The following is a 19593-nucleotide window of genomic DNA, read 5'->3' on the forward strand; positions in this document are numbered from 1 at the left end:
TTTTTGGGCATATTCATCAACAAAAATTCTGACCATGGAATTATTTTTGCCATGATTACCCAACGATTATTCTCTGATAATTGTCCTTGTCCGTGAAGGTCAAAGTTGGACGGTGCTTTTGGGGCCCTACTCAAGTTTTCGGTACATGAACGAAAGTGATGCTGTGCATGGCTTTTGACTAATTTTAGCTCATAGTCTAACACATTACCAGCGCCGAACGCGAGTCAAAGCCTTTTCAGGTAAGGGTTTTAGGCTTATTCAGCAAGCCCTACGTAGTTGCGCTCTTTGCGCTCTTTCCTAATATTATAAAGAGCGCAAAGATCGCAACTACGTACCTAATTTGTCTGACGATAATAAAACCGCCCTGCTTATTAAGGGGGGTTAGGGGGGATCAGATTCGGGAGCAGCCTCATAAAAAATTGATATAACAACTAACAACTGACTACAAATCAAACCACAGGAACAACCACTCGAAAACCCACAATACTAGCCTTACAATCAGGCTGATATCTGAGGCGGCACGCGCTGCGACAATTCGGAGGATGATCGTTCCAAGAACCCCCCCGCAACAACCTCAGCGAAAAGTCGCCGCCCGACTCCCAAACACTGCCATCAACAGGCGCACCGTTGTAATTATTGTGCCAAGCATCCGCGCACCATTCCCACACATTTCCGTGCAAATCATACAATCCGAAAGCATTGGGTTTAAAACTACCAACATCTGTAGTTTGAAAGCGATAAACTCCCTTCGGCGCATCAGCGTAATTAGAATTTCCATTGTAATTTGCTAACTCGCTAGTAATCGTTTCCCCAAAGTGAAACGGCCCCGAAGTTTCCCCCCGACAAGCATATTCCCATTGGGCCTCGCTAGGCAAGCGATAATGCTTACCAGTTTTGCGAGAAAGTCTAGCACAAAACTCCATCGCTTCATACCAAGATATATTTTCTATCGGTCGATTTACACCTTTAAAACGGGCAGCATCGGGATTGAGATATATTTTAATTTCCGGTAGCGCTGCAACGGCTGCCCACTGTGCCTGAGTGACTGGAAATTTGCCAATACAAAAAGGTGCTAATGTTACTGAGTGCTGCGGTTTTTCGTCACTGTCACCCCGATCTTTTGGGGTACCCATCAGGAAAGTACCGCCAGGAACAGATACCATTTCCATGATTGTATTGCGGCCGAGATGTTCTTCAAAAAAATGTGTTTTGCCACTTTTAACATCAGTTTGCTGCCCGCGATTGTCTACTGTCACCACCTGAAATTCAAAACTGCTTTTAACAGCAGAAATCTTTGGTGTTCCCTGGTTGTGAGGCGGATTTGTGTTAGATTTTACCCTTGAATTCACAGAGATATTGCTGTTGATTTGGGCGCTGTGATTGATCGGGGTATTGATAGCAAGCTTTCCTCCCTCGGTTAGATAAGCATTGAGGGGAGGTAGGGCTGCCTTGGTCTGAGAAGAATTTAACGTAAGTTGTCCGCCCTTACCAAAATGGGGTTGGGGAGGTAAAGAATAGAGATTTAAAGCTTTGATGACTTCATCAGCAGATTGATATCTGTTTTTGAGATAATCTTGAATTAATTTATCTAAAATTGTTGCCAACTCGCTGCTGATTTTTGTACCTGCGGGCAACCTTTCTCTCCAAATCCAGCCGCCATTTATCGGATCGTAAAGGTCATCGGAACCGTCAATTTTTGGCAAACATTGAGTTAGCAGCCTCAGGCAAGTTATCCCCAAACTGTACAAATCGCTTCCGGGGAAAACTTGACCTCGCATTTGTTCCACCGGCGAATATCCGGGCGTTCCTACCGTCGTACCTACTTGGCTCATCAGCGAGCCAGTCACTTGTTTTGAAACGCCGAAATCAATTAAAACTAACTCTCGCCGTGCTCCCCTCCGAAAAGCGGAATTGCTAAAATTTGCCGCATTTAGAGATGGATTGGGGGAGGTGCGGCGGCGGATGATATTCTCAAGTTTGATGTCTCGGTGAATGACATTGCGATCGTGCACAAATTTCAGAATCGGCAAAATATCTGCCAGCAACTGCCAAATTTTTTCTTCGCTAAAAACTCCCTGCTGAGTTAATTCAGCCAGTAAATTTTGCCCCTCAATCAATTCTTGTACTAAATAAAGTCGCTTGTCTTGTTCAAAATAAGCAATTAATCGAGGAATTTGGGGATGTTCGCCGAGTTCGTAAAGTCGTTTCGCTTCTTGCTTAAACAGTTCTGTAGCCTTTTCAAGTGCTGATGTTCCCTGAACTTGGGGCATAAACTGCTTGATGACGCAGGGATCGTCCATGCGATCGATATCTACCGCTTCATAAGTTCTGCCAAATCCCCCCTCCCCCAACAGTCGAATCACGCGGTAGCGGTTTCTGAATAGAGGCGTGAGGTCGGGCTGGCCGCAACTTTGACAAAATTTAGATTTGTCGGGATTGAAAGGATGAGAGCACCTTGGATTCGAGCAGTAGAACATATCTGGGAAGAAATGATCTGATTTAAGGTTATGATATACCCTTTCTGGGTTTTAGTCGTCTTAGACAGAGGACAGTATAGTACAACTTGGCGATCGCCCAAACAAAAAGCATCGCACTCTCTCTCAAGAGCGATCGGGCTACAGACAAGAATATCTCGTACCGAATAGAAGAGCGATCGACAAATCATGTAATTTTGAAGTGTTGGATATTGCGATCGAGTATGGAAAACTACAACTCAGATTGTGTCCGATTCAACGCACTGAATTCTCGACAAACTGTTTGCCACATTCCTTACAGCGATAGCACTGCTTCCCCCGTCGATACCCATTTTTGGACAACTGCTGCGATCGACAATGAGGGCATTTCATTACTTTCATTACATGACTCGATCGACTTTCCCCCACATACGGCTCTAAATACGACACCAACAAATCCTCAATCTGCTGTATCAGTTGTTGGCGATGCTGTAAATCCGGGTTGCGAAGTGCCGACAGAATGACAGCATTACTGCTGTGAACGCAAACCTCCGCTAACAGGCTACATTGCGACTCCCCCAAGCTGGGATTTCTTTGCTGCAAAAGACTCGCCATAAAGTCGATCGCCTCCTGAGTCATACTTTCATCGATCGACTGGAAAATCTCCGGCGCTATATAAAACTGCACGAATACCACCCGCGATACAGGCTGTTCAAACATCTCTGCAACAGCAGTCACGAGGGTGTGAATCATTTCACGCAGCGGTGACAGAACGATTTCTGGTGTGTTCGTCTGGGCCCACATCGCCTTAACGCGATCGGCATGACGCAGTTCCATTGCATTAAAAATGGCAGCTTTATCAGGAAAAAACTGATACAGAGAACCAATGGCTGTCCCTGCTTTTGCTGCAATTAGATGAGTCGTCGCCTCGGAATAGCCCACCTCATCAAACACTGCTGCTGCTGCATCCAAGATTTTTTCGACTCTTTCTTTACCACGCTGCTGTTTCGGTTGACGGCGCAAACTGCTTGACGAATGCGAATCTTTTGTCATATTCTAGAAAAGCGACAAATCTCTCACAATTTTAGGTCTAAAGGAGAACACCATGCAGTCTATGCTTCCCGGTGCGTCTTGGTTGTTGGCACATAAGTCGATGCTGACACCGAACCAGCCTCGCAAAATTTCCTTGTATGGCAGCGATTATGTAATGTGGAAAGATCCTGATGGAAGCATCAATGCCTTGCCCAACGCTTGCCCGCATATGGGAGCAATGCTGTCGGAAGGATGGTGCGAAGCTGAGGGCGATCGCCCAAGCGGTGTCGTCTGCCCCTTCCATGCCCTGAAATTTGATGCGAGCGGCTGCACCATATTGCCCGGATCGCATCAGAAAACATTGCCCTTACTAAAACCGTTAGAGCTGATTATTCAAGGTGACTTCATTTGGTCTTATGGGGAATACGATCCACAAGTTCCCATTCCGAATGTGCTCCAGGAAATCGCCGAAACTTACTACTTTATCGGGCATACTGCCGATCGCAGTATCGAGACAGATTTGCTGACGATGCTGCTGAATATGCACGACTACAATCACCAAAACGGCACTCACCGAGACTTGTTTAGGATTACCGATGTCGAATTTCATCAATTCATCGATGAAGGACATAAATCCCATGCGTTTTATGATATGCCTACCGCGCCTTACAGTTTGGCAGAAAAGCTCAGAAAGCCAGATTTGTTGTTACTACCCAGCACCTTTAAAGCTCATTTAGAAAATCATTTCCCATGCCTAATAATTTTTCATGGAGAAATGCCATTCGGCAAAGCTGCACAGTGTCATATATTCGTACCAGAAGCCGAGAATCGGACGCGAACTTATATTTTGCTGTTCGGTCAAGCAAAGCATCCTATCTTTAAGCTATTGGGGGGAATGTATCTCAATTTTGGCAAAGTTGTTGTGGATCAAGATGCGGATATTTTAGGGAAAATTTATCCTGATACGCCTCAGAAAATTAAACTCAATAATGAAGTGGGGATGGATTGGGTACGGCGCAATTTTGAAAGCTTTCCTAATGTTAGAGAGCCTAATCTGTCAAGGTAAACAGGTTTAATATAGCATATTCCATGCTAAGAACAATTTTAGCGAAGAACACAAAGATTCGACAAGCGACGCACTTTTGCGATGGATAATAATGACTAATCACAATCGTTACCTGGATGTGAACCAGATCGATTAATCTAATTTCTCCTCATTGACGATCGGCTTGCAAAACAGCATCTCGCAGTGTCTCTAAACTGCGATCGCCATTGTATTTCACCCCGTTGATAAAAAATGTGGGTGTTGAGATCACACCGCTGTCGATACCACTATCAAGATCCGCTTGTACCCGTGCCACATGTCGATCGGTAGACATTTCTTGTAAAAACTGATCGACATCCAGATCGAGCGCGATCGCATATTCGACTAGATTACTATCAGCAAGTTGAGATGGATGCTCGAATAAGCAAGCGTGCATTTCCCAAAACTTATTTTGTGCGGCAGCAGCTTCGGTAGCTTCAGCCGCATGGTAAGCTTCGGGATGAATCTGCGACTGCGGAAAATGCCGAAATACAAACCGCAGGCGATCGCCCATCTGTGCTTGAATCGAGGGGATGATGCCATGCGCTGCTTGACAGTTCGGACATTGATAGTCGCCATACTGTACCAGCGTTACTTTGGCGGTGGTGCTGCCTTGACAACGATCTCGGCTACTCACTGGCGGTGTTAATCGATCGGGGTTGGGGGATAAAGCCATGAGATAAGAGTCGCAATTGCTATTGCAGCAGATTGGGATAACTTCCACTTTACAGAGCATCTTTCCAATCATTACTACACTAGATGATGATTTTCTTACTCCACTATTGTTGGTTTTTTGCCTACCTAAATAGGTGGGTTTCTCAATTTCAAAAAGCGTATGCCAAAATCAGAAAACTGCGTTAGAGTTTCAGGAAGTAATCATCGAAGGGGTTCCCTGATGAAACTAATTTCCGTTTGTGTTGGATTGCCACGCGAAGTCACCTGGAAGCGAAAACAGGTCACGACTGGTATTTTCAAGCAGCCAGTGGCAGGACGAGTGATGATGCGATCGCTCAATTTAGATGGCGACAAGCAGGCAGATTTGACCGTTCATGGTGGTGCCGAGAAAGCCGTTTATGCCTATCCAATCGAGCATTACGCTTACTGGAAGCAAAAGGGCTCCTGGCTTTATGGTGCAAATTGTATCTCAATCTACAAAATTTCCCCGGTACAAGTATTGAAACTCATGCCAGGAGTCGTCAGGAGTCATATAGGCTTCACTTACCGAATACCCAGGAGAGCCGTTTAATATCCCGATTTGGGGTGATATCTGGAAAGTTTCTGTATATCACGCCGATCTAGGATGACATACGGAAAGTCATAGCAGGACATTAGGCTTTGGGCGGAAATTTTTCCGTCTATCACTCTATTTTGGTGTATTATACGGAAAGTTTCCGTCTAATAACTAGTTAGCTACACAAGATCCTAAATAAATTGAGTCAAATAAGAGATAATGCTTATAAAACTTATAGGCAAGGGTGAAAATAGTTGAATCGGCAAGCACTTATTGATCCAAAAGACGATATTATTAGCCTTCAAAGTGCATTTCTCAGATCTAAATCATTAGAAAGCAGGAAGATATTAGGGCAGTTCTTCACAGGATTCGTCGTGTCCGATTACATGGCATCTCTGATTGTCAAGCCCAAAAGTAAGACTATTCGCATACTTGATGCTGGCGCAGGAACTGGTATATTAGCCGCATCTACTGCTTTCTATTGCTTGAGTATGGGTTGTAAGGCCGTTCATGCTGTACTATATGAACTAGATTCCGAGGCAGTTGCCAGCCTTAAACAGACGCTGAATATCGTTCAGTGTTTGTTTTGCGAACAACTAGGAACATTTACTTACGAAATTTGCTGTGAAGACTTTATAATTGCTAGACCAGATAAAGAAAAAACTTTTCAGCCCTTTGATATATCAGTAATCAACCCGCCATACTTTAAATATAGTGCGAAAGATTCACCTTATGCCAGAGCGGTAGCCGATTTGTATCACGGCGATCCGAATATATATGCTTCGTTCATGGCAGTTGTAATGGCTTGCATGAAGGCTGGCGGTCAAATGGTAACGATAACACCTCGCAGCTTCACAAATGGACTATATTTCAAGGGTTTTCGTGAATACTTGCTAACTGAATCAGCACTGAGATTAATTCATATTTTCAAACACCGAGACAAGGTGTTTAACAATGATGACTCAACAGTGCTTCAAGAAAACATTATTTGCTACTTCGTTAAAGGCAGTAATGCCGACACCATAACAGTTAGATCGAGTGACTGCGATGCCAGCATCAACAATGCTGAGGAAAAACAATATCCGGTTCATTTAATTGTCGATCCTTCAAACGATCAAAGACTAATTAGAATTCCTGAATCAGCTTCTGCGGCTAGTATTTTGAAGCAAGCTGAAACTTTAAAAACCACTTTTGAAGGTGCTGGATATTTTATTTCGACTGGTCGTGTGGTCGAACATCGTGCCCGCCAATACATCACTGAAGACACGAGTGCTGAAAATACAGTTCCGCTTTACCGTCCACATAATGTGACACCATTAACTGCAACTTGGATAGGTAATCACAAGAAAGATGTAGCCTTCAGGCTTAATGAAGAGCATGACAAACATACGATGAAGAATGGTACTTATGTGTTGCTAAAACGTTTTTCATCCAAAGACGAAAAACGGCGCTTAGTTGCTAGCGTTCACCTTGCCAATATGCACGATTGTGAATTGATTGGCTTTGGTAACAAGACTAATTATATCGGTGTATTAGGTGGTGAATTATCCAATATTGAAGCCTATGGTCTTGCGACTATCTTTAATTCATCATTCATGGATAATTATTTCAGGTGCATTTCGGGGAATACACAAGTTAATGCTACTGAAATCAGGGTAATGAAATTTCCATCTCGTGACCAAGTGAAGAAAATTGGTGAGCAAGTACACAAGCTTAAACTTTTTGAAACGGCTAAAATTGATTCGATCGTGAATCGAGTTCTTGGTGTAGTAGCTTCAATATAAGGGGGGAAATTTGGAATTTACGGCACAACAACAAGAAAAACTAAATGAAGCAAAAGCATTATTGACTGCCTTGGGGCTGCCCAAAGCACAGTGTAACGATCGATCGGCATGGGTCTTTTTGGCACTGGCTAATATAAAACCTTTAGATGACTGGAGTTCATCAACAGCACCGCTTTTGCCAACCGTGAACATCATGGAATTCATCCGTAATGAATATGGAATGGACTATAAGCCGAACAGTCGCGAAACCATCAGAAGACAAACACTTCATCAATTCGAGCAAGCCCGTATTGTCGATCGAAACCGAGATGACCCCACGCGAGCAACCAACAGCAAAGACAATAACTATTCATTGAATCAGTCAATGTTGGAGATTCTGGCGGAATACCCACACGGCGGCTGGTTGGGGAAAGTTCAAGATTACAAGGATGCGGTGCCTGAATTGAAGGCACAATATGAACGCGCTCTCGATCTGCACAAAATTCCAATTAGCTTACCAAGCGGTGAAACCATCACACTGTCACCTGGTAAGCATAATCAGCTTCACGCCGACATTGTTCACGAATTCTGTTCGCGCTTCATCGGTGCTGGCGGTCGATTGTTATACATTGGTGATACCGCTAGCAGTCGAAAAGAAGGCGGAAAGCTGATGTTCTTAGAAGCCGAATACCTGGAATCATTGGGTGTCCCCCCAATGTCACATGACAAATTGCCAGATATTGTAGTGTATGACGAAGACCGAGAATGGCTGTTTTTGATTGAAGCAGTTACCAGTCATGGCCCTATATCCCCAAAGCGTTGGGTTGAACTTGAAGAAGCCTTCAAAGATTGTAAGGTTGGTCTTGTTTATGTGACAGCGTTTCCAGACCGTGCTGAATTTCGCAAGAATGCGGCTGATATTGCATGGGAAACTGAAGTGTGGATTGCCGATAACCCAGACCATCTAGTTCACTTTAATGGTGAACGTTTCCTCGGCCCTCATGACAAAAGAAGCTAACAAGCGCTTGGACACGGAACGGAGACATACGCTATCAGTTATGATGCAAACATTATTGCCGTCCGGTGAAGCGCAAGCCATTAGACAGATAAATATTCAGTTACTTTCGCTTTGTGTTTCCATAACCGATGAGAGTTGGAGATCGCCCATAGTTCGAGAGATCTCAAATAGGTTCTATAGACCGTGAGAGGGAAGTGGGTTGCGGCGATCCAACCAAATTCGATCGCGTATTCGATTCGCTTTTCGATCGCAACTACAACTTAATAATGCCTTGCTGAAGAGCATTGACTACAGCGCGAGTGTGATCGCTAGCACCGAGTTTGAGCGTGACATTGGTAACATGAAACTTGACAGTATTTTCAGAAATGTTTAGTTCGCCAGCAATATCTTTATTTTTTTTACCTTGAGCCATTAACGCCAACACCTGATTTTCTCGATCGCTCAGATCCGGTCGCTCCATTCGTGCCGCCAACTTAGTGCCAATTTCTGCTGGGATGTAGCGTTGCCCCCCGCTGACAGTCCGAATCACTTCTAAAATCTCCTGGCAGGGCGTATCTTTGAGTAGGTAAGCTTTGGCTCCAGCCCGCAGCCCTCGATAGATATCCTCATCTGTCTCATAGATCGAGAACATGATAATGGCGGCAGTGGAAAATTCAGCTCGGATGGTGTCGATCGCCTCTACGCCGCCGATTTCTGGCATCTTCAAATCCAGAATAGCGACATCGGGCTGATGAATGCGAAACTGTTCGATCGCCTGTTGGCCATTATTGACTTCGGCAACGACATTCATATCGGGCTGGTCATTTAAAATCGCGACTAAGCCTTGACGGACGATCGGGTGGTCGTCGGCAACCAGCAGTCGGATGGTTTTGGGAGATTCAGGCATATTCGATCGCGATGGTATTAGGGGGCTTCGGGATGGGCGAGAGTGACAGTAATGCTGGTACCTCGATCGATCTGGCTGACTAGGTGCCAGGTAGCTCCAATCCTGGCTGCCCGTTGCTGCATCCCCATCAAGCCAAATCCCGGCGAGGGAGATTGCGCCTCAAAGCCACAGCCATCATCGCGAATCGTCATTTGCAGATTTTGGGAACTATAGTTGAGGCGGATTTGGATGGTTTGGGGTTGGGCATGGTGCAGAGCATTGGCGATCGATTCTTGGGCAATACGAAGCAAATTAAGTCCCAAATCGGGATGGAGACGGCGGGGGCTGCCGTCGATCGCCAGATCGATGGGCACCGATTGTCTGGACATCGTTTGTTCGATAAATTTGGCGATCGTCCGAGCGGGATCTTCGTATTCGGATGTTTCCAAATATAGCGTCCAAACCGATCGGCGGGCTTCAGCCAAGCCATCTCGCGCTAGAGCTTGAGCCGTCAGCAAATGAGTCTGCGCTTTTTCTGGTTGAGTCGCGGCAAAGTAGTCGAACGCCTGTAACTGCATCGAAATTCCGCCAAAAGCTTGGGCGAGAGTATCGTGAATTTCCCGCGCCATCCGAGTGCGTTCTTGCAGCAATGCCGCTTGTTGGGCTTCTTCGGCAAAACGGGTCAGTTCAATGGCAAAGGTGAGCTGTTGGGCTAGGGCATGAGCCAGTTCGATAGTTTGCCCAGCAAAGGTGCGATAACTGGATAAGTAGATGGTCAAAGTGCCGATGTTCGTGTTGCCGACTTTGAGGGGAATGTCGAGAAATGGTGTCACATCTAACCCGACTTGTGCAGATGGGTCGCTCGATTTGAGAGTTTGCCCTTGGCAGTAGGTTAAATAGGAATAAGCCCGATCTTCTCGATCGGAATGCACCCAATATTCAATGCGTGGGGCATCTAATTGCTCGGCAATGAGTTTGAGGGTATATCCAATAAAGCGATCGAGATCCGGATCGGTGGCGAGGGTATCAAGAGATTGTTTAAGAGCTGTGTTTGCCTTGACCAATTCGGTAACGCTTTCGTGTGCAGCTTGTTCCTGCGCGCGCGCGATCGCTTCTGATTGTTTAATTTCTGCCAATTGTGTCAGTTGAATGGCCAGAGTCACCTGCTGTGCTAGCGCACACATTAGCTCGATTTGTCGATCGCTCAAATGGCGATCGCTGGGAAAATAAAGTATCAGCGAACTCGTTGCCTTTTCAGACCACATCAAGGCAATGTTAATCATTTTCCTGATGCCATGCTCCGTACACCACGTTTCCAAATCAAAATTCAGCGGTGAGAAGAGCGCTAGTTCGATCGGATCGGTAGGGATATCTTCGATGACATAGTAACGCTGACGAGTTTGGAAATTTCCGTACCCAGCTAGTTCCGGTAGGATTGGGACACCTGTCACCAGACAATCATTGGGCAAATCGGCTGCTGTGAGAATTTGTCCGTTACGGCAAGCAAGCCTAAGATAGGCAATATCGCCCGGTTCTGGACTCTCCCAATACTGGATCAGTGGGGCATCAAACTGTTCGGAAAAGGCTTTGAGCACATAGTCCAAAAAGCGATTGAGGTCGGGTTCTGTTGCCAACAAATCCACGGTTTGCTTGAGCAAATGATTTGCTTTAGCCAATTCGGCAACGCGCACCTGTTCCGCTTGGAGGATGATTTTTTGCGTGCGATCGCGCTGGATCGCACTACCAATACAATCAGCGATCGATCGCAAAACGGCGACTTCTGCCGCGCCGATCTCAATAGCTTCTCGACAATAATTCAAACACAACACGCCCCACCACTGCCCCTTGACCCGAATCGGCACAGAATAACTAGACTGGACTCGAACGGCGGCATAGAAACTACGTAAAGGTTCGACCCAATCTGCTAAGAGTCCGCCAAAACCATCCCCATGAAGATAATATCGTTCCAGAAATGCTTCGATTCCGGCTGAAGGGATGCGCCCAGTTTCCAGGCTATCCATCTGTCGCATAATGCCAGGTCTAGTCCACTCATAGATCGCGGTATGGTAGGTTGGCACGCTTGATGAGCGATCGGATGAAGGATCAAAGTTACCTTCTAGCACATTAATGCGATCGCATCCTGCACCTTCGACAATGATTTGCAGGGCAGTATCGATCGCTTCATCAAAGTTCTCCACCGTCAGTAAAACACTGGTTGCGTTGGCCGAGGCTTCCAAGAGCCGATTTCGCCTATGTAGTATTTGATAATCTGCTTCAAGCACGGCAGATAATTTTGGTGAGGAAGGCGATTTTTGATGCTCGGACATGGTTTCAACCTCGATCGCACTTGCCGTGCAGATAGTGTACCAGCATAATTTCCGATCGCAAACTGACGAACAGATTTTAACACCTCAGCTTGGCTGGTGTATCCCGATCGTGCCGATATTCCGCTGAAGTGCCCGTATTGATGGAGTCGATCGAACAGTCAATTTCAGATTGCACAAATTTCGCTGGATTGAGGTCATAATCCAACTTTGTGCAACGATTTTCACTATGTAGTTATCTTAAAAAATTCGATCGATAATTTTGCAAAACATAGAAAACTACCTAAATGGGTAGGTAAAAAACTACCGATTGGATAGCAAAAACATCATCTCTTGGTGTAGTAACGATTGGAAAGATTCTCTGTACAGTGGGTTGTATCCCAATTTGCTGGCTGCAATCGGATTCTGAGAAATTGCTGAAATTTAACTGAGGATACTTTTAGGATAAATTCAGGAAATCGAGCGGTTGAATTCAGAAATCTTTCAGAAGATAGCTTCAATATTAAGCTTAACAAACCAAAGCAGTTTGCCCATACTCACCAAATAGTTTAAGGGTTGGTACGGCGAATCGTATTCAAAATTTGATCGGGAGTTGTTGATGACCATCATGCAGAAAGTAGCAATCATTACTGGCAGTCACAAAGGGCTAGGCTATGCGATCGCTCGCCAGTTAGCACAGCACGAAAATATTCAGGTGGATTTTCATGCTCTAAATGTCACGATCAATGTCTCCTTGTGGAATGAGGTGAGCCGATGAACAAAATTTGTGCTTTGGTGGGTGTGGGGCCAGGGCTTGGCTTGGCTCTTGCTCGGCGGTTTGGACTAGAAGGATATCAAATGGCACTCTTAGCCCGTCGTCCAGAGGCGTTGACTGAATACACCAAAATCTTAAGTGATGCCGGAATTGTGTCAACTGGATTTGAGGTTGATGCGGCTGATTCTGCCTCAATCTCAGCGGCCTTTACCGAGGTTCAGCAGCAGATCGGTCATCCTGATGTTTTGATCTACAATGCAGCTCTGCTCAAACTAGATTCTGTGATGAGTCTGACTACTAAAGATTTAGTGCAAGACTTCAAGGTTAATGCTGCCGGAGCCATCAGCGCGATTCAACAGGTATTGCCTGGGATGCAGCAACAAAAAAGCGGCACGATTCTATTAACGGGCGGCGGCTTGGCACTCTATCCCAGTCCTCAATTAATTTCGCTCGGTATTGGTAAGGCGGCAATCCGGTATCTTGCTTTGGGTTTAGCAGAAGAATTGAAAGCAGACGGAATTCATCTGGCGACTGTGACAATTTGTGGAACCATCGCCCCAGACACGAAATTTGACCCCGATGCGATCGCCCAGGTGTATTGGCAATTGCACCAGCAGACTCCTGAAACTTGGCAAGTTGAATATGTCTATCAATGAGGTGAATCAGTGCAATTTTTGATCGTCGGACGTGTTAAAGCTGAAACCAAAATTGAACAGGTTTTACCCGTTGTCAAGCCAGAGGCGGCAAAAGTTTGGGAACTTTATGCCAGCGATCGTCTACGCTCGATTCACTACATTGCTGATAAGAGTGGTGCTGTATTGTTATGCGAGGCAAATAACGTTGAAGAAATCAACGCGATGATTGCTCAGTTACCGATGGCGCAAGCAGGTGTCATGCAATTTGAAGTTATTCCGTTACTTCCCTACACAGGTACCGCAGAGCTTTTCGCTCAATAATCATTTGTCCTCATCACCCCAAAAATTGCATGAGTCACCATTTTGATTCGCCAGAATCTCGGCAAGACAGCCGGATCAACATCTGCGACATTTATTTGTTCAATGCCGACGATCCCCAGAAGATTGTCGCGGTGATGACTATTAGCCCTTTAGCTGGGTTGCCTTCACCGTTTACAGGTCAACCCCAATGGGATACTTTTAGACCTGAAACAGCCTACGAATTTCGGTTTGATACCGATGGCGATGCAAAATCTGACGTTGTTTTCAGATTTGTTTTTCAGGGAGATGCTAACCCCCAATCTTGGTCTCTCACTTACCTCAGCGGCGAAGCAGCCCGCGATCATCACGCTACAGGGCAAGAGTTAGGGCAGGGGACTGTGAATGAGGTTGCGCCTATTGCCAATCTAGGACGGATCTGGACAGGGTTGGCAGGCGATCCTTTCTTCCTGGATGCGGTTGCTGCCCGTGTTTGTCTCGATAATGCCATCCAAAATAATGTCTGGGATGCCGAAAGTTTCAGCACTGGAGCCAGTACAACGGGAGCAACTAATGTTCTAGCGATCGTTGCTGAACTGCCCCTCGATCGCATCTCAAATACACCATTTAGTTTTTATGCAACGGTTGCAGCCAACGATCACGGACATTGGACGCAGGTGAATCGCTGTGGCAAGCCCAATTTTGCGGCAACGTTCAATGACAACCCGGAAGGATCATTACTCTATAACTCTACCGATCCAGACACAGACTATGACAACTTTGCTCAGCCTGTCATCAACTTAGTCACTCAAATTTGTCATGTCGCACAGAGCACTGACCGACCGGCAAATTATGGGCAGATGGTAGCAAACTGGTCATTTCCCGATGTGCTTCCCTTTAACCCACTGCTTCCAGCCAGTTTTGGGTTTGCCGGCATCAATGGGCGGAGACTACAAGATGATTTTGGCACAGTCGTTTACACGCTGTTCTTCAATACTTTACTTCAGAATAAAGTCCCGCCGCCGATCGATCTAAGGACTGAATTTCCCTATATTGCTCCAGCTAGACCTCTACCCACAGATTCATCTGTTGGTGTCCCTAGCCGACAAGAGGGATAAGTAACAGATATGGGTGGCTCGAATGCACCGTTTACAGCCGATCGAGGAGCCGAAACGGCTGTGTATCTAGCAAGTCTTCCAGAGGATGGCGCACAAGGTAAGTTCTTTGCTGAAATGAGAAGGTTTGGTGGACCGATATTGCTGTCTTGGTAATCAAGATTGCCCCTAATATATCAATCCATGAAATGTTAAGAATACTGGAGGGACTATAGAGAATAAAACTAACGGAAAGATTGCGTCAAACGATTTAACGACCTGAATTAACCGGAGAGATTGTATGAAACTCATCATGTTTGGCCCAACTGGTACGATCGGCAGTCGAATTCTCAATGAAGCCTTGCAGCGAGGACATACATTGACGGCAATTACTCGCGATCCATCCCGCTTTTCTGTCTCCCATAAAAACTTAACGGTGGTTGCGGGTAATGCGCTATGAAGTTGTCCGGCAGGCAGCCGATCCAGAAGCAACGCTAATGATGTTTCTGCAAAGCACCTATGAGGCGGCAGCAAATTTAGCCCATTGGGATCGAGGATTGCTAGAGAGATCGCCAGTCTCATCAATACAAAGGGAAAAAGAATGACAAAAGTTTTAATCGTGTATACCTCAAGCTTTGGTAACACCAAGCGAATGGCTGAAGCTATTACGAATGGAGCGCGTTCTGTTGAAGGCACAGAAGTTATCTGCAAAGAAGCATCTGAAGCGACAGCCGATGATGTGCGCGTCGCCGATGCGATCGTCATGGGTTCTCCCGTCCGTCATCGGACTGCTGATGCACGAGTCAAGAAGTTCATTGAGGAGGTCTGCGAGAAACTGTGGTTAACGGACGAAATGGTAGGTAAAGTTGGCGGTGTCTTTACCGTCGGCGGTGGCTACGGCGATTGTGGCGCAGGTTCCGAATTAGCTCAGTTGGGATTGTTAGGTGCTTTTGCGGCGGCAGGAATGATTCTCGTGACACTACCCAAAACAACACCAGGCTTCCAAGTGGCAGGAATGCATTGGGGGCCGCATGGTCGTTCTGGCGGCTCGCAAATGGAACCCGTTGGCATTACCGAAGAAATGATGCAAGCCGCTTGGCATCATGGCGCAAATGTTGCTCGTGTCGCTGCCGCATTGAGAGATCGGGACCTATTGGCAAAAGGTAATGTTTCTCCCTCACCGGAAATTTTAGCAATGTTTGCTTAGAAATTATTTAGGAGAAATATCCATGTCTGAATCGATCTCGACAGAACCTACGGTTTTCGATAAAAAGCCGATGGTCATATCCCTAGAAGCTGGCAATTACCACTGGTGTAGTTGCGGTTTGTCAGCCAATCAGCCCTTCTGCGATGGCGGGCACAAAGGTACAACCTTTACACCTGTCACCTTTGAACTCGCTGAACCTAAGCAGGTTGCTCTTTGCCTTTGCAAACATTCAGGTAATGCGCCTTTCTGCGACGGTGCCCACACGAAACTCTAGTTCCATCCTGTTGAAGTCTGGTATTAACCCGTAGAGAGCAACAATGAAAAACAAATTTACGATCGAAAATGCAGTGATGTTGTTGATCGACCATCAGCAAGGTACTATCAAACTCGCGCTTAACTTACCCCGTGAGGATATCGTGCAAAATACCCGCGCCTTGGCTCGCACGGCAGTAGAAACTGAAATGCCGCTTGTGTTGACCAGCAGCATGGAAGCTAATTTTCAAGGATTACTGCTCGACGATTTACAGAAAATCGCGCCAGTTGCCTACGAGAAACGAGTAAAACGTCCGGGCGTGGTGGACTGCTGGGAGTACGACGATTACAGAAATGCAGTCCTGGCAACAGGCAGAAAAAAATTGATTATGGCGGGTTTAACCAATGACGTTTGCATCGTCTTTCCTGCCATCAGTGCAGTCGAAGACGGCTTTGAAGTGCAGGTGGTAGTGGATGCCGGGGGTTCCCCCACGTCGATCGCGGATGAAACTGCCCTGAGAAGAATGGAAAAGCATGGTGTCACCCTGACTTCAACGAATCAAGTGATGGCAGAATTGGCTAATTCGTGGTCGGAAGGTACCGGACAGACGATTCAAACCATCATGTATGAAGAAATACTCGCCAAACTAATGTAATTGAGCAGGAGACCCAGCGGATGCAGGTACAAGTAGAACAACGTCGCGTCATTCAAATTATCCGAGCGGAGGTAATGAGCGATCGCCCAGAATTCCGCGCTTACAGTCTGGGGCGGCACAATCTGGGGGATGGTATCGATCCGTTTATCCAGTTGGATCATTTCTACATGCGGGCACCGATCTTTCCGCCCCATCCCCATGCCGGGTTTTCTGCCGTTACTTACATGTTCGAGGATTCAGCAGGATCGTTTCAAAATCGGGATAGTTTAGGCGATCGCGCCCTCATTCATCCCGGCGATTTACACTGGACTCAAGCAGGTAGCGGACTAATGCACGAAGAAATTCCCAGTCCGCCAGGCACACTCTGTCATGGGGCACAAATCTTCGTCAATTTAGCGGCGAAGCACAAGTGGAGCCAGCCTGTTGCGCTGCATTTAGACTCAGCCTTGGTGCCGGAATATGTCAATCCCACAGGCGGTAAAGCGCGAGTGGTGGTTGGCTCTGCCTTTGGGTTGGAATCTCCCCTCCAGCCTTTGACTCCCGTGACATTGTTGGATGTAACGCTGCCACCGCTGGGAAAAATTATCCATACCCTGCCGCCTTCCCACCATGCCTTTGTGCATGTGATTCAGGGGAGCGGCGAGTTTGGGGCAGGGCGATCGCACTTAGAAGCCCTGGATGTCGCACTGCTTGAACAAGGAAGCGAAACTGCGATCGTACAAGCCAATGAGCTTGGCTTGCATTACCTCCTCGGAGCAGGCGAACCCCTGAACGAGCCAGTTGTTTCTCAAGGTCCCTTTGTGATGAACACAGATGAGGAGATCCAAAGAGCCATTGTCGCCTATCAAAGTGGTCACATGGGCCGCTTATAAAGCGTTTACAAGATTTAAGCATGACCCAATCCCCTTGTCCTTAATCACTCAAAAATTTAATCCGAACTAGAGCTGCTTTGATTGCCCAAGCTCGATCACAAGATCGATTATTTCCGTTTTATTTCAGTCAACCCCTATCTATCCTTGAGGACTAAAACCATGAAACTGGAAGGAAAAGTAGCGCTAGTGACAGGCAGTAGTCAAGGCATTGGACAGGCGATCGCCATTCGCTTAGCCCAGGAAGGTGCTAGCGTCGTGATTAACTACCGCTCCCACCCAGAAGGTGCGGAGGCCACGCTGGCTCAAGTAAAAGCCGCTGGAGGCAAATGTCACATGGTGGATGGGTTCACCCTGCAAGGCGATACGGGCAGCCTTGCCGATGTCCAGCGCCTCGTATCAGAAAGCGTTGACCACTTCGGCCAGCTTGACATTTTGGTCAATAATGCGGGCATTGAGAAAAATGCCGATTTCTGGAATGTCACCGAAGCTGATTACGATGCGGTGATGAATGTGAATCTGAAGGGGATATTTTTTGCCATCCAAGCTTTTGTGCAGCATTGCATGGCCGTTCAGCATCCCGGTAAAGTGATCAACATTAGCTCGGTGCATGAAGAGTTGCCGTTTCCGCATTTTGCCGCGTACTGTGCTAGCAAAGGAGCCTTAAAAATGCTCACCCGCAATCTATCCGTAGAGTTAGCGCCGTTGGGGATCACGATTAATAATGTGGCGCCGGGGGCGATCGAAACCCCGATCAACACCAAGCTGCTGAATGATCCCACCAAACTCAACGCCCTGCTGCAAAATATTCCCCTCAAGCGCTTGGGGCAACCGGCAGATGTGGCCGCCATGGTGGCTTTTTTGGCTTCTGCTGATGCTGATTATGTCACCGGCACGACGCTCTTTGTCGATGGCGGTCTGCTCTGGAATTATCAAGAACAGTAGAAACTGATACAAACTAAATTGGTCAATAGTTGGTTGATCTATGATAAGTCGGATTAGTTCCCATGTTATTTAGGGAGGTTAAAGTCGATGAACAATTTATCAGGTAAAGTCGCGATCGTGACCGGCTCTTCGCGGGGTATTGGCAGCATCATTGCCCAGGATTTGGCCAAAGCTGGGTGCAGCCTGATTGTTAACTACTCAGGGAGTGAAGCGGCTGCTAAAGCGGTGGTGGATCAGATTACAAGCGCTGGAGGGCAGGCGATCGCTGTGCGTGCCAATGTCGCCTCACCGAGCGATATGACGGCTCTGTTTGATGCGGCGATTACCCAGTATGGCAAGGTTGATATTTTAGTTAACAACGCGGGCATCAATATCTACAAATTAGTGAAAGATACGACGGAGGAAGATTTCGATCGGATTTTTCAAATCAATGTCAAAGGCGTTTTTCTCGGTCTAAAAGAGGCGGCCACGCGGCTAGAAGCGAATGGTCGCGCGATCAATTTTTCTTCGTCCGTGACTCGCCTAATGCTACCAACCTATGGCGTTTATTCCGCCACGAAAGCCGCCGTTGAGCAGTTAACGCGGGTCTTTGCCAAGGAGGTCGGCGCGCGGGGCATCACCGTGAATTCGATTTCGCCCGGGCCGACCAATACCGATCTGTTTTTAGAGGGGAAAAGCGAAGAAACCATCCAGCGATTAGCCGCCATGTCGGCACTGGGCCGGATTGGTGAGCCAGTCGATATTTCTCGGGTGGTGCTGTTTTTGGCCAGTGAATCAGCGAGTTGGGTGACTGGCCAAAATCTAGGGGTAAATGGCGGTTTTGCCTAGTTGATACAATCCAAAAATTCTGTCGCACCAATGACTATGCCATACGTCAATATCCAGATTACCAAAGGGGCCACGAGGGAGCAGAAAGCTCAGCTCGTAGCCGAAGTGACTGATTCACTTGGGCGGATTCTGGGCAAGAAACCAGAGCATACGCATATCGTGATTCAAGAAATTGCCGAAGAAAATTGGGGGCTAGAAACTGTAACTTGATTCTTGGACAAATCTACCCATTGTTGCTCAATTGTGGGTAGCTTTTTCACTCGCAAGTTCTGCTAAGGTTGGAATA

The 19593-nt window shown here is 46.7% G+C and carries 23 protein-coding genes; 18 read left to right on the forward strand and 5 right to left on the reverse strand.

Going from position 1 to position 19593, the window contains the following annotated elements:
• Window positions 1–449: 449 nt before the first annotated feature.
• A complete protein-coding gene (locus JGK14_RS28700; RefSeq protein WP_293186136.1) occupies window positions 450–2477 on the reverse strand; it encodes a bifunctional serine/threonine-protein kinase/formylglycine-generating enzyme family protein in 2028 nt (675 codons plus the stop codon).
• Between the two features lie 252 nt (window positions 2478–2729).
• Window positions 2730–3506 carry a TetR family transcriptional regulator gene (locus JGK14_RS28710; protein ID WP_442921489.1) on the reverse strand — a complete coding sequence of 259 codons (777 nt, stop codon included), beginning with the start codon at window positions 3504–3506 and terminating at the stop codon, window positions 2730–2732.
• Window positions 3507–3558: 52 nt separating this feature from the next.
• Here JGK14_RS28710 and JGK14_RS28715 point away from each other — a divergent pair, with 52 nt between their 5' ends.
• Window positions 3559–4551, forward strand: coding sequence for a Rieske 2Fe-2S domain-containing protein (locus JGK14_RS28715; RefSeq protein WP_293219921.1), 993 nt, complete (start codon window positions 3559–3561; stop codon window positions 4549–4551).
• A 148-nt stretch (window positions 4552–4699) separates the two neighbouring features.
• On the opposite strand, the gene JGK14_RS28720 is transcribed toward JGK14_RS28715, so the two are convergent.
• On the reverse strand, window positions 4700–5317 hold the full coding sequence (locus JGK14_RS28720) for a DsbA family protein (RefSeq protein WP_325315779.1): 618 nt from the start codon (window positions 5315–5317) through the stop codon (window positions 4700–4702).
• Window positions 5318–5464: 147 nt separating this feature from the next.
• Here JGK14_RS28720 and JGK14_RS28725 point away from each other — a divergent pair, with 147 nt between their 5' ends.
• The 3 genes from JGK14_RS28725 (at window position 5465) to JGK14_RS28735 (ending at window position 8581) form a co-directional block, all read left to right on the forward strand.
• Window positions 5465–5815 carry an MOSC domain-containing protein gene (locus tag JGK14_RS28725; protein ID WP_293186144.1) on the forward strand — a complete coding sequence of 117 codons (351 nt, stop codon included), beginning with the start codon at window positions 5465–5467 and terminating at the stop codon, window positions 5813–5815.
• A 239-nt stretch (window positions 5816–6054) separates the two neighbouring features.
• A complete protein-coding gene (locus JGK14_RS28730) occupies window positions 6055–7584 on the forward strand; it encodes an Eco57I restriction-modification methylase domain-containing protein (protein WP_293186145.1) in 1530 nt (509 codons plus the stop codon).
• A gap of 10 nt (window positions 7585–7594) precedes the next feature.
• Window positions 7595–8581 (forward strand): BsuBI/PstI family type II restriction endonuclease, encoded by a 987-nt coding sequence (locus JGK14_RS28735; protein WP_293186147.1) that lies wholly within the window; start codon window positions 7595–7597, stop codon window positions 8579–8581.
• Window positions 8582–8834: 253 nt separating this feature from the next.
• Here the strand turns inward: JGK14_RS28735 and JGK14_RS28740 are convergent, their stop codons facing one another.
• Both JGK14_RS28740 and JGK14_RS28745 read right to left on the reverse strand, forming a co-directional pair.
• Complete coding sequence (locus tag JGK14_RS28740) at window positions 8835–9467, reverse strand: response regulator transcription factor (RefSeq protein WP_325315780.1); 633 nt, start codon at window positions 9465–9467, stop codon at window positions 8835–8837.
• 17 nt (window positions 9468–9484) lie between these two features.
• Window positions 9485–11773 carry a GAF domain-containing sensor histidine kinase gene (locus JGK14_RS28745; RefSeq protein WP_325315781.1) on the reverse strand — a complete coding sequence of 763 codons (2289 nt, stop codon included), beginning with the start codon at window positions 11771–11773 and terminating at the stop codon, window positions 9485–9487.
• A gap of 595 nt (window positions 11774–12368) precedes the next feature.
• On the opposite strand from JGK14_RS28745, the gene JGK14_RS28750 reads away from it, so the two are divergent.
• The 14 genes from JGK14_RS28750 (at window position 12369) to JGK14_RS28810 (ending at window position 19517) form a co-directional block, all read left to right on the forward strand.
• Window positions 12369–12527, forward strand: coding sequence for a hypothetical protein (locus JGK14_RS28750; RefSeq protein ID WP_293186153.1), 159 nt, complete (start codon window positions 12369–12371; stop codon window positions 12525–12527).
• Window positions 12524–13180 carry an SDR family NAD(P)-dependent oxidoreductase gene (locus JGK14_RS28755; protein ID WP_293186155.1) on the forward strand — a complete coding sequence of 219 codons (657 nt, stop codon included), beginning with the start codon at window positions 12524–12526 and terminating at the stop codon, window positions 13178–13180. The genes JGK14_RS28750 and JGK14_RS28755 overlap by 4 nt, the downstream gene beginning before the upstream one ends.
• Before the next feature lie 9 nt (window positions 13181–13189).
• Window positions 13190–13480, forward strand: a complete 291-nt coding sequence (locus JGK14_RS28760; protein WP_293186157.1) for a muconolactone Delta-isomerase family protein — start codon at window positions 13190–13192, stop codon at window positions 13478–13480.
• A gap of 29 nt (window positions 13481–13509) precedes the next feature.
• The gene (locus JGK14_RS28765; protein ID WP_325315782.1) at window positions 13510–14574 is read left to right on the forward strand and encodes a DUF4331 family protein; all 1065 of its coding nucleotides are present in this window, start codon (window positions 13510–13512) and stop codon (window positions 14572–14574) included.
• 9 nt (window positions 14575–14583) lie between these two features.
• Window positions 14584–14727, forward strand: coding sequence for a hypothetical protein (locus JGK14_RS28770; RefSeq protein ID WP_293186161.1), 144 nt, complete (start codon window positions 14584–14586; stop codon window positions 14725–14727).
• Between the two features lie 124 nt (window positions 14728–14851).
• A complete protein-coding gene (locus tag JGK14_RS28775) occupies window positions 14852–15010 on the forward strand; it encodes an NAD(P)H-binding protein (RefSeq protein ID WP_293186162.1) in 159 nt (52 codons plus the stop codon).
• 40 nt (window positions 15011–15050) lie between these two features.
• A complete protein-coding gene (locus JGK14_RS34130; RefSeq protein ID WP_363319233.1) occupies window positions 15051–15155 on the forward strand; it encodes a hypothetical protein in 105 nt (34 codons plus the stop codon).
• A 14-nt stretch (window positions 15156–15169) separates the two neighbouring features.
• Entirely contained in the window at window positions 15170–15757 is a 588-nt protein-coding gene (locus JGK14_RS28780; RefSeq protein ID WP_293193348.1) for a flavodoxin domain-containing protein, read from the forward strand.
• Between the two features lie 22 nt (window positions 15758–15779).
• The gene (locus JGK14_RS28785; protein WP_293186165.1) at window positions 15780–16031 is read left to right on the forward strand and encodes a CDGSH iron-sulfur domain-containing protein; all 252 of its coding nucleotides are present in this window, start codon (window positions 15780–15782) and stop codon (window positions 16029–16031) included.
• A 43-nt stretch (window positions 16032–16074) separates the two neighbouring features.
• Window positions 16075–16665, forward strand: coding sequence for an isochorismatase family protein (locus JGK14_RS28790; protein ID WP_293193349.1), 591 nt, complete (start codon window positions 16075–16077; stop codon window positions 16663–16665).
• 20 nt (window positions 16666–16685) lie between these two features.
• Window positions 16686–17537, forward strand: a complete 852-nt coding sequence (locus tag JGK14_RS28795; RefSeq protein ID WP_293193350.1) for a pirin family protein — start codon at window positions 16686–16688, stop codon at window positions 17535–17537.
• 159 nt (window positions 17538–17696) lie between these two features.
• Entirely contained in the window at window positions 17697–18479 is a 783-nt protein-coding gene (locus JGK14_RS28800; RefSeq protein ID WP_325315783.1) for an SDR family NAD(P)-dependent oxidoreductase, read from the forward strand.
• Between the two features lie 87 nt (window positions 18480–18566).
• Window positions 18567–19307 (forward strand): SDR family oxidoreductase, encoded by a 741-nt coding sequence (locus JGK14_RS28805; protein ID WP_293193351.1) that lies wholly within the window; start codon window positions 18567–18569, stop codon window positions 19305–19307.
• Between the two features lie 30 nt (window positions 19308–19337).
• A complete protein-coding gene (locus JGK14_RS28810; RefSeq protein ID WP_293198707.1) occupies window positions 19338–19517 on the forward strand; it encodes a tautomerase family protein in 180 nt (59 codons plus the stop codon).
• The last annotated feature ends 76 nt before the right edge of the window (window positions 19518–19593 follow it).

The sequence above is a fragment of the Microcoleus sp. PH2017_28_MFU_U_A genome (genome assembly GCF_020738035.1).
Taxonomy (GTDB): Bacteria; Cyanobacteriota; Cyanobacteriia; order Cyanobacteriales; family Microcoleaceae; genus Microcoleus.